This window comes from Paenibacillus hexagrammi, assembly GCF_021513275.1.
Lineage (GTDB): Bacteria > Bacillota > Bacilli > Paenibacillales > NBRC-103111 > Paenibacillus_E > Paenibacillus_E hexagrammi.
The window spans coordinates 5,021,766-5,046,797 of record NZ_CP090978.1; the positions used below are offsets into that span (position 1 = coordinate 5,021,766).

Annotated in this window: 25 protein-coding genes; 9 read left to right on the forward strand and 16 right to left on the reverse strand. The window is 48.2% G+C overall.

Annotated features, from left to right (window positions below):
* Positions 1–18 precede the first annotated feature (18 nt).
* On the reverse strand, positions 19–2,694 hold the full coding sequence (locus L0M14_RS22790; protein ID WP_235118824.1) for a YhgE/Pip domain-containing protein: 2,676 nt from the start codon (positions 2,692–2,694) through the stop codon (positions 19–21).
* A 231-nt stretch (positions 2,695–2,925) separates the two neighbouring features.
* Between L0M14_RS22790 and L0M14_RS22795 the strand changes: the two genes are divergently transcribed.
* The 3 genes from L0M14_RS22795 to L0M14_RS22805 all read left to right on the forward strand — a co-directional run bounded on the left by L0M14_RS22795 (position 2,926) and on the right by L0M14_RS22805 (position 5,806).
* Entirely contained in the window at positions 2,926–3,540 is a 615-nt protein-coding gene (locus tag L0M14_RS22795) for a TetR/AcrR family transcriptional regulator (RefSeq protein WP_235118825.1), read from the forward strand.
* A gap of 51 nt (positions 3,541–3,591) precedes the next feature.
* A complete protein-coding gene (locus L0M14_RS22800; RefSeq protein ID WP_235118826.1) occupies positions 3,592–4,713 on the forward strand; it encodes an AbrB family transcriptional regulator in 1,122 nt (373 codons plus the stop codon).
* Between the two features lie 193 nt (positions 4,714–4,906).
* Positions 4,907–5,806, forward strand: a complete 900-nt coding sequence (locus L0M14_RS22805; protein ID WP_235118827.1) for a DMT family transporter — start codon at positions 4,907–4,909, stop codon at positions 5,804–5,806.
* Between the two features lie 158 nt (positions 5,807–5,964).
* Here L0M14_RS22805 and L0M14_RS22810 read toward each other — a convergent pair whose 3' ends face one another.
* On the reverse strand, positions 5,965–6,180 hold the full coding sequence (locus L0M14_RS22810; protein ID WP_235118828.1) for a CDGSH iron-sulfur domain-containing protein: 216 nt from the start codon (positions 6,178–6,180) through the stop codon (positions 5,965–5,967).
* Between the two features lie 144 nt (positions 6,181–6,324).
* Here L0M14_RS22810 and L0M14_RS22815 point away from each other — a divergent pair, with 144 nt between their 5' ends.
* The 3 genes from L0M14_RS22815 (at position 6,325) to L0M14_RS22825 (ending at position 9,864) form a co-directional block, all read left to right on the forward strand.
* Positions 6,325–6,663 (forward strand): L,D-transpeptidase, encoded by a 339-nt coding sequence (locus tag L0M14_RS22815; RefSeq protein WP_235118829.1) that lies wholly within the window; start codon positions 6,325–6,327, stop codon positions 6,661–6,663.
* 126 nt (positions 6,664–6,789) lie between these two features.
* Positions 6,790–8,643 carry an EAL domain-containing protein gene (locus L0M14_RS22820; protein WP_235118830.1) on the forward strand — a complete coding sequence of 618 codons (1,854 nt, stop codon included), beginning with the start codon at positions 6,790–6,792 and terminating at the stop codon, positions 8,641–8,643.
* A gap of 132 nt (positions 8,644–8,775) precedes the next feature.
* Entirely contained in the window at positions 8,776–9,864 is a 1,089-nt protein-coding gene (locus L0M14_RS22825) for a Gfo/Idh/MocA family protein (protein WP_235118831.1), read from the forward strand.
* Here the strand turns inward: L0M14_RS22825 and L0M14_RS22830 are convergent.
* From L0M14_RS22830 to L0M14_RS22875, 10 genes are all read right to left on the reverse strand, one after another.
* Complete coding sequence (locus L0M14_RS22830) at positions 9,859–10,599, reverse strand: SDR family NAD(P)-dependent oxidoreductase (RefSeq protein ID WP_235118832.1); 741 nt, start codon at positions 10,597–10,599, stop codon at positions 9,859–9,861. The two genes, L0M14_RS22825 and L0M14_RS22830, sit on opposite strands and share 6 nt — an antisense overlap.
* Before the next feature lie 164 nt (positions 10,600–10,763).
* Positions 10,764–11,087, reverse strand: a complete 324-nt coding sequence (locus tag L0M14_RS22835; protein ID WP_235118833.1) for a hypothetical protein — start codon at positions 11,085–11,087, stop codon at positions 10,764–10,766.
* Positions 11,075–11,608 carry a hypothetical protein gene (locus tag L0M14_RS22840; protein ID WP_235118834.1) on the reverse strand — a complete coding sequence of 178 codons (534 nt, stop codon included), beginning with the start codon at positions 11,606–11,608 and terminating at the stop codon, positions 11,075–11,077. The genes L0M14_RS22835 and L0M14_RS22840 overlap by 13 nt, the downstream gene beginning before the upstream one ends.
* 119 nt (positions 11,609–11,727) lie before the next feature.
* Positions 11,728–12,651, reverse strand: coding sequence for a carbohydrate ABC transporter permease (locus L0M14_RS22845; RefSeq protein ID WP_235118835.1), 924 nt, complete (start codon positions 12,649–12,651; stop codon positions 11,728–11,730).
* A complete protein-coding gene (locus L0M14_RS22850; protein ID WP_235118836.1) occupies positions 12,648–13,619 on the reverse strand; it encodes an ABC transporter permease in 972 nt (323 codons plus the stop codon). The genes L0M14_RS22845 and L0M14_RS22850 overlap by 4 nt, the downstream gene beginning before the upstream one ends.
* A gap of 93 nt (positions 13,620–13,712) precedes the next feature.
* Complete coding sequence (locus L0M14_RS22855; RefSeq protein ID WP_235118837.1) at positions 13,713–15,410, reverse strand: ABC transporter substrate-binding protein; 1,698 nt, start codon at positions 15,408–15,410, stop codon at positions 13,713–13,715.
* A 134-nt stretch (positions 15,411–15,544) separates the two neighbouring features.
* Positions 15,545–17,074 (reverse strand): response regulator transcription factor, encoded by a 1,530-nt coding sequence (locus tag L0M14_RS22860; RefSeq protein ID WP_235118838.1) that lies wholly within the window; start codon positions 17,072–17,074, stop codon positions 15,545–15,547.
* A gap of 12 nt (positions 17,075–17,086) precedes the next feature.
* Positions 17,087–18,901 carry a sensor histidine kinase gene (locus L0M14_RS22865; RefSeq protein ID WP_235118839.1) on the reverse strand — a complete coding sequence of 605 codons (1,815 nt, stop codon included), beginning with the start codon at positions 18,899–18,901 and terminating at the stop codon, positions 17,087–17,089.
* Positions 18,898–19,926, reverse strand: coding sequence for a helix-turn-helix transcriptional regulator (locus L0M14_RS22870; protein WP_235118840.1), 1,029 nt, complete (start codon positions 19,924–19,926; stop codon positions 18,898–18,900). The genes L0M14_RS22865 and L0M14_RS22870 overlap by 4 nt, the downstream gene beginning before the upstream one ends.
* Before the next feature lie 115 nt (positions 19,927–20,041).
* Entirely contained in the window at positions 20,042–20,503 is a 462-nt protein-coding gene (locus L0M14_RS22875; protein WP_235118841.1) for a response regulator, read from the reverse strand.
* Positions 20,504–20,770: 267 nt separating this feature from the next.
* Between L0M14_RS22875 and L0M14_RS22880 the strand changes: the two genes are divergently transcribed.
* Together L0M14_RS22880 and L0M14_RS22885 are read left to right on the forward strand one after the other, a co-directional pair.
* Positions 20,771–21,082 carry a hypothetical protein gene (locus tag L0M14_RS22880; RefSeq protein WP_235118842.1) on the forward strand — a complete coding sequence of 104 codons (312 nt, stop codon included), beginning with the start codon at positions 20,771–20,773 and terminating at the stop codon, positions 21,080–21,082.
* A 58-nt stretch (positions 21,083–21,140) separates the two neighbouring features.
* A complete protein-coding gene (locus L0M14_RS22885; RefSeq protein ID WP_235118843.1) occupies positions 21,141–21,926 on the forward strand; it encodes an SDR family NAD(P)-dependent oxidoreductase in 786 nt (261 codons plus the stop codon).
* A 57-nt stretch (positions 21,927–21,983) separates the two neighbouring features.
* Here the strand turns inward: L0M14_RS22885 and murI are convergent, their stop codons facing one another.
* The 3 genes from murI to L0M14_RS22900 all read right to left on the reverse strand — a co-directional run bounded on the left by murI (position 21,984) and on the right by L0M14_RS22900 (position 23,487).
* The gene (murI, locus tag L0M14_RS22890) at positions 21,984–22,766 is read right to left on the reverse strand and encodes a glutamate racemase (protein WP_235118844.1); all 783 of its coding nucleotides are present in this window, start codon (positions 22,764–22,766) and stop codon (positions 21,984–21,986) included.
* Between the two features lie 167 nt (positions 22,767–22,933).
* Positions 22,934–23,119 carry a hypothetical protein gene (locus L0M14_RS22895; protein WP_235118845.1) on the reverse strand — a complete coding sequence of 62 codons (186 nt, stop codon included), beginning with the start codon at positions 23,117–23,119 and terminating at the stop codon, positions 22,934–22,936.
* 131 nt (positions 23,120–23,250) lie between these two features.
* Entirely contained in the window at positions 23,251–23,487 is a 237-nt protein-coding gene (locus tag L0M14_RS22900) for a discoidin domain-containing protein (protein ID WP_235118846.1), read from the reverse strand.
* Between the two features lie 157 nt (positions 23,488–23,644).
* On the opposite strand from L0M14_RS22900, the gene L0M14_RS22905 reads away from it, so the two are divergent.
* Entirely contained in the window at positions 23,645–24,127 is a 483-nt protein-coding gene (locus L0M14_RS22905) for a helix-turn-helix domain-containing protein (RefSeq protein ID WP_235118847.1), read from the forward strand.
* Positions 24,128–24,273: 146 nt separating this feature from the next.
* On the opposite strand, the gene L0M14_RS22910 is transcribed toward L0M14_RS22905, so the two are convergent.
* Complete coding sequence (locus tag L0M14_RS22910; protein WP_235118848.1) at positions 24,274–24,849, reverse strand: dihydrofolate reductase family protein; 576 nt, start codon at positions 24,847–24,849, stop codon at positions 24,274–24,276.
* Positions 24,850–25,032 lie beyond the last annotated feature (183 nt).

Sequence of the window (25,032 nt, forward strand, 5' to 3'; positions counted from 1 at the left end):
CCGTTGTTTACATTTTGATTAGGAAATAATTTTCGTGCGCTTCGCATTTTCTGCCGATCGCCTGATCAACCCAGAAAGCGGCTTTTTGAGCGCAAGTGCGAGCAGATAGCTGAGTGCAATAAAGGCTACCAGACAGAGCACGTCTTTGACTGCGGTTGCTACTAGGATTCCTCCTACCGCTTCCCGCAGCAGGCTGATTGCATAGGTGAACGGCATATAGGGGTTCAGCATCTGAAAGAAATGCGACGTCGTGCTAATCGGAAAGGTGCCTCCTGAGCTGGAAAATTGAAACACCATAAACACGATAGCAATGCCTTTGCCTATGTTGCCGAACACACTGAGCAGCGTATAAGTAATGGTGACAAAGATGCTTCCGACCAATATGGCAAATAACACGAACCATACCGGGTGTACAACATAGGTACCGAGCACCCATATATCACCTAGTGTCATAATCACAGCCTGAATCAGTCCAAGTGTGAGGAAGGTGAGTAAGCGGCCGAAGTACATGTGGTAGCCCTTGTATCTGTTATCCGGATTTTCTACTTCAATACGCAGGAGAGAAATAAGCAGGGTTGACCCTACCCACAAGGAAAGTACCGCATAAAAAGGCGCCATCGCCGAGCCGTAATTTGGAATCGGATATAAGCGATGCTCGTTGATTTGTACAGGCCTAGCGAGAAAATCGCTTTCTTCCGCGATATCGCCGCGCAGCAAGCGCGAGAGGTCGGCCAAGCTGCCGTCCCCTTGCACCTGCCTGATTCGGTCCGCTGCTTGATGTACGGCGTTTTCCAGATCTGGCAGGTCATTTCGCACCAAATCCGCCACCTGATGGACCCCATCCTCCACTTCCGGCAGCTTGTTCTGCACAAAGTCGGAGGCTTGATGCAGCTGCTGCTCCAACCCAGGCAAATCCTGACGAACGAAATCGGAGGCTTCATGAAGTTTTTCCCCTACCTTGGGCAAATCCGTCTGCACGAATGCAGCGGCGGCGTTCACTGCACGGGTAAACTGATCCAGTTTATCCTGCAAAGCAGCTGTAGTTTCTTGAACTTTAGCTCGAATTTGCGGCAGGTCCTGCTGAAGCGCTGCAAGCTGTTCCTGACCAAACTGAATGCCCGCTTGGGCGTCATTCAGGAGCTCCTTGATATTCGGCAGCTGTGACTTGGCGATCTGCAGCGTATCAGAAGCGTCTTGAGCCGCTGATTTCACTCTCTCCAGCGCCTGCTTCATCTGCGGGACGATCTCCGTATCATATCGGGACAACACGTCTCCAAGCAGCGCATCCGCTTCCTTAGCTCGAGCGTTAAGCCGTTCAACCAGATCCTGTGTCGGCTTCGTTCCGCTGTTGATTGCCGAAATGATGCTTCCAACCGTCCGTATCTGCTCCTGCATATTGGATTGAAGCGTCCCAAGCCGGGTGATCGAATCCGTGATGATCGGGCTAGATACATAGGCATTCAGTCTTTGGAGCAAGTCTATGGTTCGAGTCAGCACCTCCGCTCCCCCGGTTAGCCGAGCCTGAATGAAGGTTAGAGCGGTTACCGCCTTCTGCGGGTCCAGGTTGGCGTCCATCAACTGCTGTGTAATCTGGCTCACAGATTGAGCCGTTTGCTGCAAGAGGAATAGGTTCATCTTGACAACAGACGGGAGCGTATCCAGCGCCGCTTCATTCTTAATTAGAAAATCCTGCACCGCACCAGCAAACGCACCGCCCTGCTCGACGATCTCCTCGACTTTAGGCAAAGCCTGCTGCGCCGTGCTAACGATCTCCCCGGCTTGCTGTGCCTTCTCTATGCCAGAACTCAATGCAGCATCCACCTTATCGAAGTTCTGGGCAATCTCGGCAGCCCGGTCCGCTGCGCGCTGTATCTCCGGCAGTTTCTTCTGCAAAGTAACAACCTGCTGTGCCGCTTCATTGATTTGAGGCCAGTGAGCTTCAACTTGCAAAATCGCTTTACCCGCTTCCTCCAGCTGGGGAATGTGCTGCTCGAGTTCTACAATCTTCTGAGCCTTCTCATGAATTTCGGGCAGCTTGGCCTCGACCTCCAGTACCTTCTGTCCCATCTGCTCCACTTCCGGCAGGCTTTGTTCCAACGTTAAAATGCCGCTTTCTACCTTCCGAATCGTAGGCAGCTCCTCTTCAATCTGAAGGCCGACTTCAGCAAACTTCTGAAGCGCAGTCTCACTGACGGTTTTCATAAAATTCTCGTTGATTTGAGCTGTCAGAGCCGAGACGCCGGAGCTGGTGATTTTGGGGGCCACGGCATTGATCTTCTCGTTCACGGTGTATTCCACAGCCGGTTTCTGCGGGCTGCCGCTGGCAATGCTCGTCAATTTCCTGGAGAAATCAGGTGGAATGAGAATGCTCGCATAGTAATCTCCCCGCTCCACCCCCCGCTTGGCTTCTTCCTCATCAACGAAGGTCCAGCCGAGCTTCCTGTTCGTTTTCAAACTTTCCATCACATCGTGACCAATGTTCACTGTCTTGTCCTGCACAATAGCGCCTTCATCCTCGCTAGTTACGGCAATCTTAATGCCCTCCGTATGCGCATAAGGATCCCAAACCGAGATGACATTCACCCAATCGTATACCGATGGGAGCACTGCGAGGGCCACCATTAAAAAAATTCCCGTAGGAACTTTGAAAATATGCTTCCAATCCGACGCATATATGCTCCAGATGTTTTTCACGGACATCAACCACCTAGTTTTCATTTGGTTTATTGTACCATGAACCACATGCGCTGATACTTCAACCTTCTATCTGGAAGTTTCAAATTTGATAATTCCGGACATTAGGCGTCTAAATTGGCGCTTGCAGCAGCTGTTTACTTTTAACCCCTCCATTGTTATGATGATGATATTTCATGTGACTAAATATCTATTTTCAGTCATATAAATCACAAAAATGTGGAGATGATCATGCCTAAGTTTACCGAGCAAGAAAAAGAGCATATCTATCAATGTATGCTAACTAAAGGCAAAGAGCTGTTCATTCAATACGGCTTGGCTAAAACAAGTATCGACGACATTGTGCTTGCCTGCGGCATCGCCAAGGGCTCCTTTTACAAGTTCTTCTCCTCTAAGGAAGAGCTTTATTTTGCCGTACTGAAGAATGAGGAAGGAGTCCGGAATCAGCTGCTGTCCGAGCTGCTGCGAGAAGACCTCCCGCCGAAAGAGCGGATGTCCTCATTTTTCCACAAGGCCTATCAATTGGCTGACGAGAATCCGTTTCTTCAAAATGTGTTTCAAAAGGGAGATTACGAGCGGTTGGTCCGCAAGCTACCTGAACATCTGCAGCAGTCTTCCCTCGAGGACATGAATAAAGGCGTGGAAGTGATGAAAAGCTTTATTCGTCAGGGAAGCTTCCGCGACGATGACGCTGAACTCGCCGCAGGTGTCATGCGCGCTGTGCTTATGCTTCGGCTGCACAAGGATCAGCTTGGAGCAGAAAGCTTTTCACCAATTATCGATAAAATCATTGAATATGTATCTGAGGGTATGACAAGGCCCAAAGAACCTCCAAAGGAGCCATAACAACTATGATTTCACATGACCTTACTTTCAAGGCGGAAACGGATCGTTGCCATGGATAAGAAGTGGTTCAACTCAAGGGCTGCGCGTTACCTGCTAACCGCCTTGGTCTCCTTCATCGGGGGCTGCTTGTTTACATGGATTGGCATGCCGATTCCGTGGCTTCTCGGTCCCATGATCGTCGTACTGCTTGCATCAAAATGGGCAAAGCTTCCCTTAGTATGGCCCGGTTCCATCCGAGATGCGGGCATCCTAATCGTAGGATACTCACTTGGATTGTCGCTGACGAAAGATGCCCTTATTGAAATTGTCCATCAGCTGCCTTCCATGCTGCTGATGACGGTATCCTTAATCGCTATCTGCATTGGCTTGGCACTGCTCATCTCTAAGCTGTCCGGTATTGATTTTGCCACGATGATGACAGCCAGTATTCCCGGCGGACTTACGCAGATTATTACACTGGCCGAGGAGTTCAAAGAAATCGATGTCACTGTCGTAACGTTCTTTCAAGTATCTAGACTGATGATGATTGTATTCTTCGTGCCCCTGCTCTTGTACAGTCCTTGGCTTACAGGAGCCCATGCAGGCACTGCAGTTGAAGCCGCCCATACAGCTGCGGCTACGTGGGCCGGATTGTTTCCTAACATCGGTTTGTACGCGATCGTCTGTTTGTTGAGTGCATGGATTGGTAAGCTGATCAAGCTCCCTACCGCTTACATGCTTGGGCCAATGATCGGCACGGCTTTGCTGCATCTTAGCGGCTACCAGGGGCCCCAGCTGCCTGCCAGTCTGCTCAACATCTCCCAGTTTATGATCGGCAGCTATGTAGGACTGCTGCTGCAGCCCGGCAAGTTGGAGCGTAAGCTGCGTACCATTTCCATTGCTATATGCAGCGGCGTGCTGCTCGTTCTTTCATCCCTGGGACTAAGCATGCTGCTGTCGCTCATGCATCCGATTTCGCCTGCGACCAGCCTGCTCAGCATGGCCCCCGGCGGCATGGATCAGATGGGCATCATGGCGCACGAGGTCGGAGCCGATCTGTCTGTCGTATCAGGCTATCAAACCTTCCGCATCCTGTTCATTTACTTCGTTGTATCGTCCGTACTGAAGGCCGCATTTCGAATGGCGCACCGCCGCAAGAACGATTCATCTTCGCCACATACACAACATGAATAGCGTTTGCTATCAGGAGCAGTCTTCCGGGCTGCTCCGCTCTTTTATTCCTGACGAAGCAGTGGGTTTTCCCGTCATAACCCCGCTTCAAGACGGAATTCCGTCCTTTTTGACGTTGAATCCCGTTTTACCGCTTGCTTCGCCATTGCTTATAATGAGTAAGCTGCAGATCCAATAACGAAGGGAACCTTGAATCATGACCAACAGCAACATTTACTTACGACTGCTCGGCGTTTCACTGCTATGGGGCGGCAATTATGTAGCCAGCGCCTATCTGCTGAGAGATTTCTCTCCGATCTTCCTGTCTTACTCCAGACTTGTGCTTACTTCGATCTTTCTACTCTCGATCGGTTTGATCAGCAAAAAAATGAGGCGGCCGACCAAACAGGAATGGTTCATCCTTTTATTTGCAGGACTATTTGGAACGTTATTCAATCAATTCTTTTATTTCATCGGGCTTCAATATTCAACCGCAGGCAATGCTTCACTCATCATTGCCTTATCTCCTGTCGCAACAACTTTCCTAGCGCGTTTGTTTTTGAAAGAAACGATTACCTTGAATAAACTGTCCGGAGCTGGGCTGGCCTTAATCGGAGTCGTGCTCATTGTTGCTTTCGGCGGGAAAGCAATGGGCATTTCCCAAGGCGATATTCTCATCCTGCTCGCCATGTTGGCGCTATCGGTCAGCCTCTTGTTTATCCGTAAGCTGAGTGCTACGATGCCGTCATACGATATTACAATTCTGGCAACGGTGATCGGAACCGTGCTGATGACCCCCGCTGCCTTGTGGGAAGCAAGTCAGGGACATATGCATATCAGCCTGCATCTGACTACGTGGCTGCTGCTCACCTGTGTTGCCGTCTTTGGTCAAGGACTCGCAGGGTTCTGGTGGAATCAGGGCATTTCGGTTGTGGGAGCCTCCACCAGCTCCATGTTTATGAATATTCCTCCGTTTGTCGCCATCATCGTTGCTTATTTTGTTTTGGGCGACTCCATTAGTGCGGCACAGATTGGCGGCGGCGTGCTGATCCTGCTGGGTGTTACGATATCCAATTACCGCAAGAGTGCGCCAGCAGCGGTCAATCCTTCTGTCTAGATAATAGGTGGTAACAAATAGCGGCAGATCAGGGCTGATAGGCTCATCCTTAGTTAGACAGGTGAAAACCTGCTAGCCGAGAGGAGCATGTCGAACAGTCCTGACTGCCGCTTTATTTTGTAACCTTCAATGTCTCAATTCCGCTTTGCAGAGAACCATTAAGCCTGATTGGCTCTCGGAGCGCTTTCGAAGCCGACCGACTTGTGTGTTCCGTCGCAGAAGGGCTTATTTCCCGATGCGCCGCACCGGCATAAGGAAAAGGAATCTTTATGCTCAAACAGGTTCCCTTCCGCGTCTACTAAATCTACTTGTCCCGTCACTCTAAGCGATCCGTTGTCGTTAACTTTAATCGTCACTTTGTTTTCATCTGGCATAGGCACCCTCCTATGAAACTCTTTTACAATAAGTATATCCAATAATTACAGGAAAAAGTCCGGCTGCCTATCCATAGCACTGCCACAAGCCAAGCCCTGCACCTTCACCAGCTCTTACATACAATGAAGCGAGGTGATTTGCATATGCCAAAGTATCGCATCATTGTGGACTTATCCGACTTTCAACTGTATCTGCTCGATGGAAATATCGTGGTAAGAGGCTTTCCGGTGGGAATCGGCAAAATGCTTACCCAAACCCCAACGGGCGAGTACACCATTGTGAACAAAGAGCCCAACCCCGGAGGTCCTTATGGCGCTTTCTGGATGGGTTTAAGTAAGCCGCATTACGGCATTCACGGGACCAACGATCCCTCCTCTGTCGGAAGGCGCACATCCCACGGCTGCATTCGCATGTACAATGAGGACGTTGTAGAATTGTCCAACCTGGTTCCCATTCATACTCGAGTGACGATCAGACCTTGAGCTGAAAGTTGCTTGTGGACACAGATTTTTCAAAATCCTAACATTTCCTTAATACTCACCCCTCAAGTTTCTAAAAACTTTCTTTCCATAATAAGTAATAGAAGTGAATGGATCGGAGGTTATGTATTGGTTGTTTCACAAACGCTTTATCATTTAATCAGAAATTTGGGGGATGTTGTCTTACTGATCATGTTTATGAACCGACTTCTCCCAGTTTCCTGCCATTCTGAGAAGTGGTCCAAAGCGATCGCATGCGGGTTGACCTGCTCAATGGCAGGCATCCTGTCCATGCTAATGCCCATCCATCTGCCGGACGGCATTATTCTGGATATGCGGATTGTTCCCGTCGCCTTGGGCAGCTTCTACGGCGGCGGTCTCGCAGCAGCTATCTGTGTTACTGCGGTCAGTGCGTTTCGTCTATGCCTTAGCGGGACAGGTGTTACCCCAGGGGTAATCGTGATCGTGACTGCGGCAGCTGTAGGACTGCTGTTTCGAGCTATACCTTTTCCTCACTGTAGGGCTGGCCAGCTGTTATTTTCATCGGCACTTGGCCTTATCCTTACTGCCGGTCATTTCGGATGGAGCTTTCTGTTTCAAACACCTATGACCCAATTACTGCTTAGCAAATATGTGTTCATGTATCTCTTCTTGTATCCACTTGCAGCTTGCACCATTGTGTACATCTTTCAAGCGGAGAGAACACGTAAAACGGCCGATTTGTTTGACCCGAGCTCCGGAATCCCCAACAAAAACTGGCTGCTGCGCAGGCTCAGAAAGCTTATTGAAAAGCAGGTGCCGTTTCATCTCATCGCTTTTCGAATCGAAAATCTGAGGGCGATCCATGCTGTACACGGTCCAGAGTATCGTCAGCTGATTCTGCAAGAAATGAGCGCCAGATTCTCTAATGAACAGCTCATTCACGCAGGGAATCAGGAGTTTATGCTATGCTGCTATGATAGCGAGCGTATTTTAGGGATGGACGCTTTTATGGACGGAATAAGGCAGCGTTTAACCAAACCATTCTTGATCAACAACAAGCTGGTTTATTTATTTTCGAACACCTCCTTCCTGCCGTATCAAGGGGAGGCTGCCGAGCATTTTATCCAAAAAGCGCTTAGCACTCTGCAGGAAACCGCCGGGGAGTGTCTCGGAGAAAGCTACTCAGAAGAGGCTTTGCTTCGGCGATACCAACTGCAAGACGCACTGTACCAGGCGCTATCCAAAGAGCAATTGTTGCTGCATTATCAACCGCAATTTGATTTGCAAAACGGCCGATTACGGGGATTTGAAGCCCTGCTGCGATGGAATCACCCCGAACTTGGCCCTGTTTCTCCTGCCGAGTTTATTCCCATTGCCGAGGAGACCGGCCTCATTCGGCAAATCGGTTTGTGGGTGCTTGAACAGGCATGTCTGGTACATCTACAGATTCTTCCAGTTATTGGTGATATTACCATGTCCGTGAATATATCTGCTGTGCAGCTGTCAGACCCGTTCTTCCCGGATGAAGTAAACCGGGTGCTTGAGCGGTCCGGACTGCCGCCTTCGAGTATTGAGCTCGAAATTACGGAAACGACGCTGATCAGCTCTTTTGCACGGGCCGAACGGCAGCTCCAGCGTCTCGAATCGTTTGGCGTTATGCTCGCATTGGATGACTTCGGTACAGGATACTCTTCGCTGAACTATTTAAAGAGTCTGCCGCTTCATACTTTGAAAATCGATCGTTCCTTCACGCAGGGAGTTCTTAATAACCGGGAGAGTACCATCATGCAGTCCATCGTTCAGCTCGCTAAACAACTAGAGTACATCGTTATAGCCGAAGGAGTGGAAAATGAAGAGCAGCTATCCGAGCTTAAGAAGCTAAAATGTGATGTTGCTCAGGGCTATTTGTTGAGCCAGCCGCTCCCAAGTGATTGCCTTGCCGGATTCTTAGCTCGGCTGCAAACCAACTCGGGTGAGAAGCCTCAAACCCGTGTATCTTAATGATATATTTTTTTGTACAAGCTCGTTCCACCGTTTACGCAAGGAGAATGGACATGCGTGGCGAAGTTCAAGGCAGAGAAGCCCCAAGCCATTGAATCTCCAAGCAATTCATTCTTCTAAAGGCGGTGTCATATGACAAAACCAATCACATTCGGAATCATAGGCGGAGCTGGATTTCGAGCTCAATATTTTTATCGTATCGCGCAGGCTCTTCCCCACTTGTTCCGGATAAGCGGCAGTGTGGTAAGAGATGAAGCGAAGAGAACGCAAATGGAGCAAGAGTGGCGCGTGCCCGCATATCCGACCCTGCAGGATATGCTGCGCGCGGAGCGGCCTGACTATGTAGTCGTATCCGTAAGCTGGACTGCTTGCTACGAATACTTGTTTCAGTTAGCCGAGCTAGGCATCCCCGCCTTGGCGGAAACGCCACCGGCTCCGGATCTCGAAGGGCTCAAGAAGCTGCATACGAATTTAACAAGTCAGGGAGCCCGCATTCAAGTAGCGGAGCAGTATCAGTTTCACCCTCTGCAAATGGCCCGCTTGGCGCTCATTCAATCGGGACAGCTCGGTGAAGTATCTGAAACGACCGTGTCGATCTCTCACTTGTATCATGCGGTCAGTCTGATTCGAACGATGCTGGGAATCGGCTTCGAAGATGTGAGCATCAAAGCGATGCGTTTCACCTCCAAGTGGGTGGCCGGGCCTACCCGCAGCGGTCCTCCGCAAGAGGAACGCATCATCCCTTCCAAACGGGATTTGGCTTGGCTGAACTTTGGCGATAAGCTGGGCATCTATGATTTCACTCAAGACCAACATCGCTCCTGGACTCGCTCGAATCATTTGTCTGTTCGAGGCGAGCGCGGAGAAATCTTCGATACCTCCGTTCGAAGTCTAGCCGATCATGCGACGCCGATCTACATGGATTTGAAAAGAATCAATCGGGGCGAGGCCGAGAATGCAGAGGGTTACTTTCTTAAGGGGATCCTGGCGGGTGAGCGTTGGGTATATGAGAATCCATTTGCTCCGGCCAGATTGTATGACGATGAAATCGCGATCGCAACTTGTCTGCTTAAGATGGGGGAATATGCGGCAGGAGGCTCCAGCTTCTACGGCCTTCCGGAAGCGTCGCAGGATCACTATCTGGGTATGCTCATGGAAGAAGCCATCGAAACAGGCCGGGAAGTGTCATCCACTCCCCAGCCTTGGGCCGAATCGTTATAGGGTTTGACCGCAATCAATGGTGAGGATTTGTCCGGTCATCGCTTCCTGTTCGAGCGTATGACAAATGAGCTTCGCGATGTCCTCCGGTGTGGAAATCCGCTGCAGGGGCAGATGTCCGCTCAAGCGGTTCATCTGCTCTTCCCGGCCTTCCCACCACCTTGTCGCAACTGCTCCGGGCGCTACGCTGTTGACTCTGATCTTTGGTGCAAGCGCACGAGCCAGCGACTTAGTCAAGCCGTGTACCGCCGCTTTAGACACTGCATAAGGCATCGAGGAGCCTAGTCCTGTTGTCCCGGCTACACTGCCGACATTGACGATGGCTCCTTGGGTGCCTTTCTTCATATGCTCCGCTGCGGCGCGGGCACAGAAGAACATACCTTTAACATTGACCGCATACAGCTCGTCCCATACCTCCTCGTCAGCTGCTTCCAAATCCTCCAGAGGAATATGCCGGGTGATGCTGGCATTATTGACGAGCAAATCCAGTCCGCCAAACGACTCCACGATGCAACGGACCATCTCGCACACTTCCTTATCACGGGACACATCCGCTTGATAAGCCTGGGCAGTACCCCCGAGTTCTTGAATCTTTTGCACCGTTTCGTCAGCCTCTGATTTCGAACGCGAATAGTTCACAGCAACGACCGCACCTCTTTCCGCCAGCTCAAGGCAAACAGCCCTGCCGATCCCTGTCCCTCCGCCTGTAACCAACGCCACTTTGTTCTTCAAATCCATATGCGCTACCACTCCTCCGTGTTTTACTTAGTAACAGTGTATAGCGCTAGCTTGATTTTGTATAATTGAATTATTTAAATTCTGAATTCATTTTTTTTGAATCAAATAAACCGATAACGGCAAGTATCTATCGAAATAGGGAGAACGTTTGCACTAGAGAAATGTCAAGTTAAGCCTAAATTCAATTGCCTGCTCATCTTTGCACACAGCATAAATACAATAACATGTATTAGGATGTAGTAGGGGTAATCCCACCAAACATAGCTATGCAGAATTCCTACGTTCGCCAGAAAGGACTTTATGATATAGATCGTGCCCACCACTAACAGCATTTTGAGCCATGTCTGTTTCCATGGCAGCATGATCAGCACGACCATAAACAAGCTGATGCATAAATAATAAAAGCCTCCGAACGCATTCGTATCTCGGGAAGGGTCACTGAACCAGCCGATATGATATGACCTGCTGTTAAAGATCATGACAGGCATAAATTGAAGCGTCCCCAGCATCGCACCGCAAATAAAAAACAAAATGACTCCTTGTAGAACCCCCTTGCCGACTTCTCGATCTTGTTCATGAGAAAAACAGCAAACCTGAAATAAAACGGCAAGCTGATCCCTGTATACATCAGCCGCCACCAATGATGCTCATAGATGCCTAGTCGTAGAAAGCCCCACTCAATTCCAACAAATACAATAGCGCTGACGATTGCCGGTATCCAGCCCATGTGGAACGAGGCGATCATAGTCGCAACGGAAGGCAGCGACAGCATGTTGGAAGCGATGGCTCCCATACTGCTGTCGTAGTAGCTATTATGTGAAAGAAGCTTCGGATAGTAACGATAGCTGTCCAAGAGTACATAGATCACATACTCTACAATGTATCCAAAACCGATCATGGCTAAGAACAAAAGAAGACTAGCATAATTTCGTTTACGGATGAAGACATACACTAGCAACATAACACTTAGCGATGCCAGCCCAACGTAGCAAATAGCATTAATACTCATAACTCCAACACTCCTTGTAAAGGGGAATTATGGATCACGAGTTAGTATTGCCCGCTGCCGAAAAAAATATAAGACACCCTGCCAGATACGGCCGGATGTCTTACGGTCAATTCATATACTTATTCTTTTACACTACCCACATTCAAGCCAACAACGAAATACTTCTGAAGGAACGGATAGACTAGCAGGATCGGCACGGAAGCTACAATCGTAATCGCTGCCCGAATCGACAGAGGTGTTACTACCGCTGACGCCATGTCCTTGTTCATTCCGGCTCCGTTGGCCAAGCTGGCATTGCCGCTGCCGCCTGTGTTGAGCGTCGAGGCAAGCAGCTTGGTCAGCTCATACTGCAGCGTACTCAAGTTTTGCTTGGACGAGGCGTATAAGAACGTATCGAACCAGGAATTCCAAGCGCCTACCGCAACGAATAACGCGATCGTAGCCAGAACCGGCTTACAGAGCGGGAATACGATCTGTAGGAAAATGCGGAAGTCACTGGCTCCGTCTATTTTCGCCGATTCCACCATACTTTCCGGCAAGGTTTGGATATACGTCCGTATGACGATCAGATTGAACGCGCTGACCAAGCTTGGAAGAATGTATACCCAGAAGCTGTTGAGCAGTCCCAAGTCCTTGATCAAGAAGTAGGTCGGAATCAGACCGGCATTGAAATACATCGTCAATACATAGATGACTGTAATCGGCTTGCGGAAGAGATATTCCTTACGGCTAAGCGCATAAGCGAGCATCGTCGTCAGGAATATATTCAGTATCGTTGCGAGCACAGTCCGTGCCACAGAAATCATAAATGCGTGGTACACGGTTCCCGATGCGAAAATGGCGTTGTAGTTTTTGAGTGTCCACACCCGAGGCCATAGATAGATACCTCCGCGAATCGTATCATTACCGTCATTGAATGACACGGCGATCGTATTCAGAAACGGATACAGGGTAACCATCACGAGGAAGATCAGGAGAATGGAGTTGACCGTATGAAATACGGCTGGCTCCAGTCGAAATGTTGTACGAGTATTGGCTTTCATAACAGTCTCTCCTCTCCCAGACGTTTGGAAACCCAGTTGGCAAACAACAGCAGCGTCACGCTAACAATCGTTTTGAACATACCGCCTGCCGTAGCCAGCGAGTAATTTCCTTGGGCAATCCCGTATTTCAGTACGAAAATATCGATCGTCTCCGACCAGTCTACGACCAGTCCGTTACCTAGCAAGTATTGAACTTCAAATCCCGCATCGAGAATGTGCCCGATGGAAATGATAAGCAAAATAACAAATGTCGGCTTGATACCAGGCAGCGTGATATGCAGCATCTTGCGGTAACGATTGGCTCCATCCATCTCGGCAGCTTCGTATAGCGACGGGTCAACGGACGCCATGGCCGCCAGATAGATAATCGTATTCCAACCGATTTCCTTCCACACATTAGAGGCCCCAACGATACCCCAGAAGTATTTACCCTCGCTCAGCCAAACAATCGGCTCATCGATGATGTGCAGCTTCATCAGCACAATATTCACAATACCGTCGTTAATGGAAAGGGATGTTGCGACAATACCCGCTGCAATTACCCAGGACAAGAAGTGCGGCAGGTACGAGATCGTCTGCACGGTTCGCTTGAACAGCATGTTCTTCACTTCATTCAGCAGCAAAGCCAAAACGATGGAAGTGACAAAGCCAAGTACAAGATTGATCAGACTCATGCCGACCGTGTTGCGCAGTACCTGCAGAAAGTGATCATCCGAGAATAGAAACTTGAAGTGTTTGAAGCCCACCCACGTTTGGTCGGCAAACTTCTTGGCCGGCCTGTAATCCTGAAAGGCGGTTAACCATCCCCACACGGGAACGTAAGCAAAAACAACGATATATATCAAAAGCGGGACCGACATCATGATGAGCTGCCATTGGTTTCTGATGAGTGCCCATGACCATCTACGTTTTGCTCTATCGGTCGCCAGAGTTTCATTTGCACGTTTGGTTGTTAGGGTTTCTGCCATCTGATTCTCCCCGATCTTTCCGTATTCTCCGTATCCCCGAATGTTGCAAAAGTGGAAGCTATACGACTTCCACTTTTACAAATTCATGACTGGTTACTTCGTGCTCCAGTTTTTGATTCTCCATTGAATTTGCTCATTAATGCGATCTTCGTATGCTTTTACGTCTACCTTCTTGATTTGACCTGTGTACTCGTTCCATACATTATCAAACTGATCCGGTGTAGAAAGAATTGCTTTTGGTAAATATTTTGTTCCAAGCTCATTCAGCTTCGTATTGGCGATTTTCGCAGGTGAACCGTCTTCCAGTGTAATGCTCCAAGCTGGGTAGTACACAGGGTTTGCAGGCGGTTTGCTAAAGAAGTCGATATATGTCTTATATCCGTAAGCATCAAGCAGCTCTTTGTCGATAGCCTTCTGACCCGCGTAATACTCATCCGGTTGATCATTAGGAGCAGTCGCATTGCCATCCGGGAAGCTGCCCTCCCATTTCGGTGCGAATTTGTAGAACGCTTCAGCTGTATTCGAAAGCTTCCATGTCGCATCCGTAGCATTTTTACGCTGTTGTTCTGTACGCGAGAACATACCTTTGTCATTCACTTGGTAGTCTTCGCCTTGAATACCCCAAGTCAGCGTTTTTTGCCATTCTTCCGACATCAAAGCATCGAGCATTTTAAGAATTCTCACAGGATCCTTCGCGTTAACACTAATACCAAAGCCGTTATTCAGGTTCAGTGGCGGAAGATCTCTGTAGTAGTCTTTGTCGCTTGCATTAAACATGAGCGGCAAACCTACGTAAGTTCGATCATTTTTATCTTGCGTAGTGAGCGCATCTTCAGCAGCTTGGAAGCTCCAGTGCTGATCAAACATACCAAGTACGCTGCCGCTGGAAATTTTCGCCATATATTGATCGAAGTTTTGAACGAAAGACTCTTTATCTAGCAAGCCTTGATTATTGATTTCATTCAACTTTTTGTAGTATTGCTTCGCTGGATCTTTGTCAGCAAAGATGGAAGCTACATTGTTTTCTACGACAACCCCGCCGTCATTAGGATGGCCCATGAGATGCTGCGGAGGATTGAGCAGTCCCCAGTTTCGCCAGTCATAGTTCAAGATATCAAACCCGATTGTCGGTTTACCGTCGATCTCAGGATGCTTCTCTTTGTAATTCTTAATTAGAGCGAAGTATTCATCCAACGTTTTGATTTTCGGATAACCTGCTTCTTTCAGAACGGCTTTTTGAATCCAGAATGCAGGTCCTGAGTAATAAGTTGCATGTAACTCGCCTGTATATACTCCATAGTTAGGCAAAATATAGATATGACCGTCTTTCGGGTCCTTCATTTGATTCCATACCGCTTCGTAGTGCTTCTTCAAATTAGGAGCATTCTTCTCGATCAGATCCTCAAGAGGAATGTAAGCACCCGCATCGGTAAACTTCGTGTTTGCAGTCATTATATCCGGGTAGTCGCCGCCCGCAATCATAACCCCTGCTTTTTGATTAGAGTCTCCGGCAAGGAAATCGAATTGGAACGTAACGCCCAGCTTATCTTTCATCAATTTATAAATTTTATTGTCTGGTGCCGGTTGTTGGAAGCCTGCATCTCCGATATAAACGCTTACATTAAAAGGCTCGACTTTATTTGTTGCCGCATCTGTTGCTGCTGCTCCTTGAGTAGCTGCTGCAGAAGACGCCGGTTCCGCAGGTGATTTGCTGCAGCCTGCCAGTACGCTGCCTGCAGCGAGCATGAGAACCAAACTGTTTAACACAACAAATTGTTTGCGATTCTTCATTCGAATACCCCTTTTTCTCATGTATTACATCCGGAGTGTTGTAACCCCTTTCATGTAACCTCTTTCATTGTATGCAAACGCTTACTTTCGAACAATTTCGTAATTAAAGGTTTCACCTGAAAAATATAAGATTTTTACATGTCCCCTTCGGATTGTTCCTTTTGGTATTGAGAAGGCTTCATATGCAAACGTTTTTCGAATTGCTTTAGGAACTTATCATAATTCAAATAACCTACATGCTCCGCGATTTGATTGTATTTCATGTCCGTGTCCCTGAGTAAACGAGCTGCCTCCTCGATGCGTAAGTCATGAACCCTTTCATTCAGCGTAACTCCGTTCTTCTTCATGAACAGCTGTCCAAGGTAGACAGGGTGAATATAGAACTTTTCTCCAATCGACTTAATGGTAATACTATCTCTATAATGCTGCTCTACATATTCATTAATGTCATGAATGATGCCCTTGGATTGGTCGCTTTGCGATTTAGCCATGACCGATATACACGCTTCGCCAAAGCTCTGCAGCAGGTCCAGTGCTTCATGCACATGCAGCTTCGAGCGCGTCAGCCGGATCAAGCCATGCTGCTGTACCAGCTCCTGTGCATTTTCGTTCATGTCCTTCAGCATCGCCATGCTCCTGCATGCCACATGAATGCCCACCATTTTAGCGATTTCCGGCGCGAAACGACTATGGCTTATCGCCATTCTAAACTGCTCCAGCGCTTCCTGTAAGGCAGCTTTGTCCAGCTTTTCAATGGCGTCGGTCAGATGCTGCGCGCTCAACATTCCATCCATACGCTCTTCCCGCTGATCTTCATTCATATGTTCATATTCAATGACACGGGGCTCCTCTTGGAAGAATTGATAGTTAATCATTTCGCGTGCACTTCGGTAAGATTCTGCGATATTCCGAAGCCCGGCCTGCGGCTTACCTGAAGCAACGGCAAAATGGGCGGATGAGACAGACCGAAGCGCTTCAAACAAAGCATCTGCCAACGGCTCACCCCCGGAGGCCACACCAAACGAGTGCGGACCCAGATCGAGCATATAGACATACTCCTTCCTGCCAATCGCCTGCCTTGCCGCAGCGCGAAGAGCCGGGCTCTGTCCTTCTTCTGATTCAATCAAAATAAATCTCCAGTCGTTGACCTCCTGCAGCAGCTCCCCTGCCTCTGCGGATGTCAGAAATAGCTCGGCTGCATCCGAATTGCCCTCCAATAGATGACATAGGCACGAGATCACTTTTTCTTCAAACGCTATGGCATCCATCTCGATGTGAAGTCGGCTTTCCTCCAGCTCCGCGCGCACCTGTGCAAGCAGATCCGTTACTTCTTCCTCCATAATCGGCTTGAGAATATAGTGCTTGATTCCATGCTGCATCGCCCGCTTGGCATAATCGAATTCACTGTAAGCGCTCAGGATTATAAAGCGGACCTGGCCATCCAACTGATCGCGGGCTGCGGCAATCAGCTCAAGACCGTCCATCACAGGCATTCGAATATCGGTAATAATTAAATCAGGTCCCAGTTCCTTAGCTAGTTCGAGCGCCTCTAAGCCATCAGAGCACGTACCGCATATCCGAAACCCGAGCGACTCCCAATCTATCAAAAGCTCCAGACCCTCAATGGCTCTAGGCTCATCATCCACCAGCAGTACACTGTACATGGCTCTCCCCCTCTAGTTCGTAAATCGGCTTGTAAACGGAGTGTCCAGCATTCTCATCGGGATATCCATGATAATGACCGTCCCCGTTCCCGGCGTGCTTTCCATCTTGAACTTGACTTGATCACCATAATTCAGCTGCAGCCTTCGATACACATTGCGAACGCCGATATGTTCATTGACTTGCTGCTCGCTTCTTACATTAAGAAGCAGCTGTTTGAGTTCCTCCTCCTCCATACCCTTGCCGTTATCAGCAATGCGTATGCACAAGCTGGTTTTCAGCACCTGCACATCAATTTCAATATGCCCGATGCCTTTGATCGTCTGCAGGCCGTGCTTGCACGCATTCTCAACAAGCGGCTGAATACTCATCTTGGGAATCTTATATTCCATAGCTTCTTCATCAATGTGGAACCTGTAATCGAAACGATCCCCGAAGCGGAATTTCTCCACCTTCAGGTACATATCCGTAAAGCTGACTTCCTCGCGGACCGTGACGATATCCTCTTTCCAGCTGATCAATCTTCTTAATATCTTGGATAAGCTCTTGATAATTTCGGTAATATCCGTGTAGCGGTTTCTTGTGCATACGACGAGTATGGCGTTCAGCGTATTGAACAAAAAGTGCGGATTCATCTGGCTCTGCAGCAAGTTAAGCTCCGCCCGTACTCGCTCCAGCTCCAGGTCTTTCTTCTGAATCTCCAGCTTGTACACATCGTTAATCAGCATCTTCATCTTGGAGGTCATGCGATTAAAGCTTCTTACAAGCTCCCCGATCTCATCCCGGCCTTCATGGAGAACAAGCGGATCGAATTTGCCGGTTTTCACTTTTTCCATATGACGGGACAGACGTTTTACCCTATAGTTATACGAACGCAAAATAATATAGATGAGAATAGAGGTGATCAAGGTCGATCCGCCTGCAAGTGCGAAAATATAATCTCTCGATTCCTTCATCGCAGACGCCGTCCGATCATTCTCGGCAAAGCCTACGACCTGCCAGCCTCTTGTAAAGGAGGCTCCACCCAGAGGATGTTCGAAATGAGGGAACTGTCCCATCTGAAATTTCGGTGACAAATTCAAATACCAAGGAGCGTTGTCCAGCTGGTAGCCGCTTGTCGTGGACATAATGATTTGATTGCTGCCGTTCACCAGGTAAAGGTCCAAATAATCTTTTTCCTGCGTTAGGGTATCGTATATTTTGTTTAAAGCGATATCAATTTTTAAAACTTTAGTAAAGGCCCTAGTATCATCAAAGCTGTTCAATCGGGTTATGATACTCAGATGCGGCGAATAGTATTCCGGATTGATCGCTTCTTTCTCCTTGTAGGCATACACAAACACTTTTTCTGTAGAAGCAATGAAACTCTGGTACCACTCACTCTTCATGACCTCTTCGTCAAGAACGGCATAATTGCCACCTGACTGTATCGTCTTATTATTGGTGTACACTTTAATCTGTTCAATCTGCGTGTTAGCTGGCATATAGTGATTCACTTTATCCCGGAGAAGATTGTTATAAGCCTCATAGAATTCCACATTATCCGCATAACGATGATCCAATTCCTCATACAAAGCGCGGTCCGTCGATATCGCGTGACTGATCGCCACTCCTCCTTGTATCAGCTCATTGATGCTGCTGCTGGCGCGATCCAGCGAGATTTGCAGGTTTTGTGTCTCCCTCTCCTTGACGTTTTGCGATAAACGGTCAAGAAACAAGAAGTTGATAGCGACTATGGGTAACAGTACACAGACCAGATACATAAGCAGCAATTTATAGGTCAGAGGAATATCATCGACCCACCTGAGCAAGCCAAAATTTCTTCTCATGCTTCGTCTCCTCCACTAGGCTCTGCATCTGGTGAATCCTGCTCGGACTCTGACTTCTTATAGGCCGTAGGCAATTGATTGGTAATGGATTTGAATTTGCGAATAAAATAATCCGGGTCCTGGTAACCTACCATGGAAGCAATATCGCTAGTTTTTAAATGGGTTCGCTTGAGCAGCTTTTTCGCTTCCTCAATACGTCTGACATGAATATATTCATTGAAGGATTGACCGGTATGCTTTTTGAAAATCTGACCTAAATACGTGGAATTCAAATGATGTTCTTCCGCAATGGTTTGCAGCTGCAGCTTTTGGTTATAGTGCTTGTTCACATATTGAACGATCTGAACAATCGGGCTTTTGGAATTATGCTGCTTCATATCCTCCAAATAAGCAGCGGTTACTCGAAGCATCTCTCTTGCATAGCGTTCTAAATCTTGCAACTGCGGATGGCGCGTCCTCTTCTCCAGCTTCAGCAACCGCTCTCCGAACTCCTGAATATCTCCCTGCCAGTCATGAACAAGCCTGATGAGTTCCAACTGGAGATTGGCCAGATGAAACTCGACGATCTCTACAGAAGCCCGAGAAGTTTTACATTCTGCAAACCACTGAGCGACCTGACTCTCCATCTCTGCGTGATCAAGGCTCTCCACCGCCTCCAGCAGCATCTGGACACTCTGCTCCTGCATCTCTTCGTTCAATTGAAGCTTGCTCAGTGAGCTGTAATAATAGAGATTGCCCTCCTGATAGGAAGCAAGTCTGCGGGTCTGTAGCGCCTGCTTGTAAAGCTCATGAATGTTTTTCGCACCTTTCCTCCTTTCGCTTACTAGCAGGTAGAGATTGAAGTCATCAGGAACATGAAGTTCATGCTTCATATGCCGGCTAAACGCTTCCAATTCTGCGAATATTCCTGAATGATCAAGCAAAATCAGACCTATACGTCCTGTTCCGTCCTCAAAGAGATGAAGGAGCCGTCCGGGTGCATATTTTTCAAAAGCGCTTTCATAAAAGTCTTCACTTGAAACCATGCACGATCCTCTTGCTCTTCAATTCCCTCTGGGACACTTCCTTCGATCAAGACGCATCTAAGCTCAGCTCTTCCTGCAGCTCCAAGTAAGTCAATACTTCCTTCCAGAAGTCCTGTTACCTCGCCGCGTACGAGTCGGGTCCAGATGTGGAGACCAGCAGCTGTCTCTTCTGCTCCATTTCTTCGTTGGTTCTCTGTTTCTGGCCGAGCTCCTGCTGCAGCCTTTTTAGCACAGTTTCAATTTCTTGTTCGTCAATCGGCTTGAGCAAATAATCGCTTACATTCTCACGCATTGCCGTCTGCGCATAGGAGAAATCATCATAGCCGCTTAAAATAACAAATGTAGGCGGCTGTTTCATCGATTCATTGGTGCGCTGAATCAGATCAATACCGGTTAAGAGCGGCATCCGAATATCTGTGAATACAACATCGGGACGAAGCTCTCCAATAAGCTCCAACGCCTCGCTGCCATCCGTCGCTTCACCGCATATATCAAAGCTGTACCTGTTCCAATCTACCATAACCCGCATCCCCTCTAATACGAGAGGTTCATCATCCACAAGCATGACACGCCACATCAGCAATACCTCCTTACTCCTTTACAATGTATCATATTTACGAGATAAACGAATACAATCCTGAGCCATTGCTGTATTTACCAGATGACAAAGCTCAACATTTCACCCGTGGTAAATAATACCATAGATAGGGAGAGCCCGGTCATCTTCTATTCTATGCCGTTAATTGAACTAGCGGCAGCTTGAGGCTGCCTGCCAATTATTCAAGTATAGCTACCCAAAACAGGAATAAAAGGGTATGATTTTTACGATCAGGGAGGTCATCTTATGAAAAATTGTATCCATGAAGCATTGGACACGATGCTGTCCCGTTGGAACACCATGTCGGCCGCATCCGGTGACGATGCAGAAGAAGCTGCGAATGCTTTTGAAGCATCTTTTTATACATTTATCGACTCCATGAGAGAATGGGTCTACGAACTTGAGCAGCAGCCTGCGACAGTGGATGAACTATTGGCGCATCCCGTAATCGATGCCCTGATCGCCAAGCTGCCCGCGCCGCTGTATCTCAACTTTGAAACGGAGGCGGAGCTGATTCTGGAGCATAAGCATCGTGTGGACGAAGACAAATATGATTAAATGACCGAGTGTTAACGCATATTGAATATAAGCAGCTGCAGGAAGGACTATACGGAATATGAATAAAACCGCACTTATTACAGGAGCATCTTCAGGCATCGGGGAAGTATTTGCACACCGCTTGGCCGCACAAGGATACCGATTGATCCTGGCGGCGCGTTCGCAAGATACATTGGAGCGCTTAGCCCGTGAGCTGGCCGGCAGGTTTGCCGTCGAAGTTCAAGTCATAACAGCAGACCTCAGTCTGGAGCACACGCCTTCTGAGATATTTCGGCAGGTGCAGGAGCTGGGATGGCACGTGGACTTATTGGTGAACAACGCGGGATTTGGCTTGAGTGGTGAGTTTCTCAGTCATTCGGCCGAAGAATATCGGCAGCAGATTAAGCTGAATGTCGCTTCATTGGTCGATATGACACATCTGTTTTTGCCGCCAATGCTGGCTAAAGGCGACGGGGCGATCATCAACCTGGCTTCGCTGTTATCGTTCTTCCCTTTCCCTTATTGCTCGGTGTACAGCGCTACGAAGACATTCGTGTTATCCTTCTCCGAGTCTCTCTGGGAGGAATACCGCCATCAGGGCATTAAAGTGCTTGCGCTTTGTCCAGGCCCGACAGATACTCAATTTTTCACCAAAGCCAAGGAAGTCGAGCTGGACAGGAAGCGCTCCCCGGAGCAAGTCGTAGACACAGCGCTGAAAGCGCTTAGTCAGAATAAAAGCTTCGTCATTGACGGGAAGCTGAACGTCCTCAACGCCCTGCTTGCCCGCTTGCTGCCGCGGAAGACGATGGTCAGCATGCTCGGATCCGTGATGAGAAAATCACTGGCGTCTAGAGCCAAGGGATAGATAGCTATAGAAAAAGAACGCTGTAGACGGCCTTTGCGGCTGCCAAGCGTTCTTTGTTTACTTCTTAGTCGCGCGATTTCGGATGATCGCCAGCGCGTCTTGCATTTTTTTCATATAAACAGGGTCTTGATTCGAGCAAAGAAAGGCAACCTCAGCTTGACCATCCGTTCCGAGATTCCCCTCTTCCTCCATCACGTGCTTCAGGCGGTTAACCGCGCCGCTGCTGCCGTCTACAATTTGAATATGATCGGGAAGAATGCTTCTTAACAGGTCCTTGTAAAAAGGAAAATGCGTGCAGCCCAGCACCACGGTGCCGTAAAGGCTCAAATCAAATCCGGTCAGCTTCTCCTGGAAATAAGCCGTAATGATGGCTGGATTAAATTGAAGCGCCTCGCAAAACTCCACCAGCTCCGGCAGCGGCAGCGAATCCACCATGTGCTGGTCATCAATACGGGATATCAGCTCCAAATACTTCGTCTGCTTGAGCGTTAACGGCGTAGCAAATACCAGCACCCGCTTCCCTGTGGAGCGGTTCATCTCCAGAGCCGGCTTCACTGCGGGTTCCATGCCTATGATAGGAATCCCGTAAGTGCTTCTGAGGTCTGCGACCGCAATGCTTGTGGCCGTATTGCAGGCAATAACAAGCGCTTTGACATCGTGTTGAATAATGGTGTCTACCGATTTTTTCACATAGTCAAGTACGTCTTCCTTCGATTTCGTCCCATACGGGACATGGAGCGTATCGGCAAAATACAAGTAATCCTCCTGCGGCAGCCGCCTCATCGCTTCAGCCAATACCGTGATTCCACCGATTCCCGAATCAAAAAAAGCTATTCTCATGTCATTCACCTTATATGCGCATTTATTTTCAACCCTCAATTGATCGTGAGCCATAGATTCCATTATACAAAGTCCATCGAACAATCTCCATGGGCTATTTATATGTACAATACCCCCATAAATATATGTGAAAAAACACAGGCAAGCCTGCCTGTGTTATCAATGATTTACTTCATTCCCATTTGCTTGAACGCGTTCATGAGGTCGCTGGAAACCAGCGCCAGCACCTGCTGAGCAATCGCTTCATTATTGGCTGCAATTGCTTTGGCAATCGCTGCTCTCGCCTGCTCGTCCGCGATTCCTTCTTGAAGCAGCGCTTCCAATTCGGCGGTTCCTAGGCCTAATTTAATCATAAGTGATATCCCTCCCTTTTTGTCCATTCCTTATCATACCCTAAACGGGGTGGAAAAGTAAGGGAGGTGGAAAGAGGAGCACCCCGCGCGGCGAATTCACCGGCTAGAATGCTCCTCATGTACATTTGGCTCTACTTATATACCGCGATTTCGTGGATGGACCACCAATTAGAAGCAGTTCCCGTTTGCACAACTTTGATATAGCGAGCAGACTGCGCTGGGAAGTCGACCGTGATGACAGCGGAACTTCCAGTTCCACTGGCTACCGCCGAGCCCCAGTTCGTTCCGTCCGCCGATACGTATACCTCGTAGCCGCGAGCGTAGTCACTTCCGCTGCCTGTAGAGTCCATAACGATACGGCTGAGCACGTATTGGAATCTTCTATTCTAGAGGCCCTTCGGACCGGTGATTATGCAGAAGCTTTGAACCAGACGGACAAGTGGTTCGAGTACTTCCAGACACATGCTTTACATTCGCGTGAAGAAGTAAATCTGCAAACCCTCTCTTTGCTCGCAAGCTTGTTGAATGGAACAACCTCACAGCTCCAATGACTGGCAGCCCAAAATTGTCCATCTAGCCAACCAAGTTCAGCAAATTGAGACGCTGGAAGATCTGGCAGGGCTTGTCGCCCAAGTCATTCAACAGTATGTGGAGAGCTCGCCCACAAGAAAAGCCCCTAGGAGCAAAGTCCAACAAATCCAAGAGTATATCGCCGCCCACTACGATTCCAATGAATTGTCGCTGGCATCTGTGGCTAAAGAATTTTTTATTTCCAGTGGCTACCTGTCTATGCGCTTCAAACAGGATTTAGGTATTAACTTTCTGGACTACATTCACCAATATCGTGTGGAGCAATCCAAGATTTTATTGAAAAACGGGGATATGAAAATTCAAAGCATCGCCAAAGCCGTCGGCTACTGCGACGAAGCGCATTATTCAAAAACGTTCAAGAAGTGGACGGGGATGGCGCCTTCACAGTATCAGAAGAGTCAGATTTTGATGCAGTAAGAAAGGTAACTGGCATTTAGTTCACTTAAAGTCATAAAAAAACCTCCTACCAGAGCAATAGTTCAAGTTTGCTTCTAATAGGAGGTTTTAAAATTATGGATTTAACAAGCGTTCATCGTTAGCGTAATCTACTTTAGGAGACAAGGTTATCTAACCGTCTGGTAAACGAGACCAATGGCCCCAGAATCAAAGGTTTTGTTTTCGATAAGTTTCAGATTGATCTTATCCTTGAGACCTTGGAATAACGGCAACCCACTGCCGATCAGAACGGGAGAAACCGTGATTTTATACTCATCGATTAAATCAAGTTGCATAAGGTGGTGTGCGAGTCTAGGACTGCCGAGGATGACCATATCCTTGCCCGGCTGCTGTTTGAGGTTCTTGATCTCTCCCTCGATATCTTCTTTCACCAGTCTGGAATTGTTCCATTCGGCTTTCTCCAGCGTCGTGGAAAAAACGATTTTGGTTGTTTTTTCAATCCACTCGGCATGATCCCGTTCATGCTGCGAAGCTGATGGGTCCGAAGCCACAGATGGCCAGTAATTGTGCATCATCTGATAAGTCCCCCGTCCCCAAATGACGGTGTCGGCCGTGCTCAGAATTTCTTTCGCATGTTTCTCCAAATCAGCATCGTAGGAAACCCAGCCAATGTCCATTTCACCGTTTGGACCTTCAACAAAACCATCAAGTGATGCGTGTAAAAATAGAACGAGTTTTCTCATTATCAGTTCACCTTTTTCATGAGGGATATGTACATTAACTCCATTATAGAACAATTCGGATTGGATTGTTTCTTATAGATTGCTAATCTTATTCGTCCGTTAGGAACCATGACCTCCTTTCCGGAGGCTGCCTTCCGCCCAAGTTCAGTTGTACAAGTCAAATTATACCATAGAGTCTGCCGA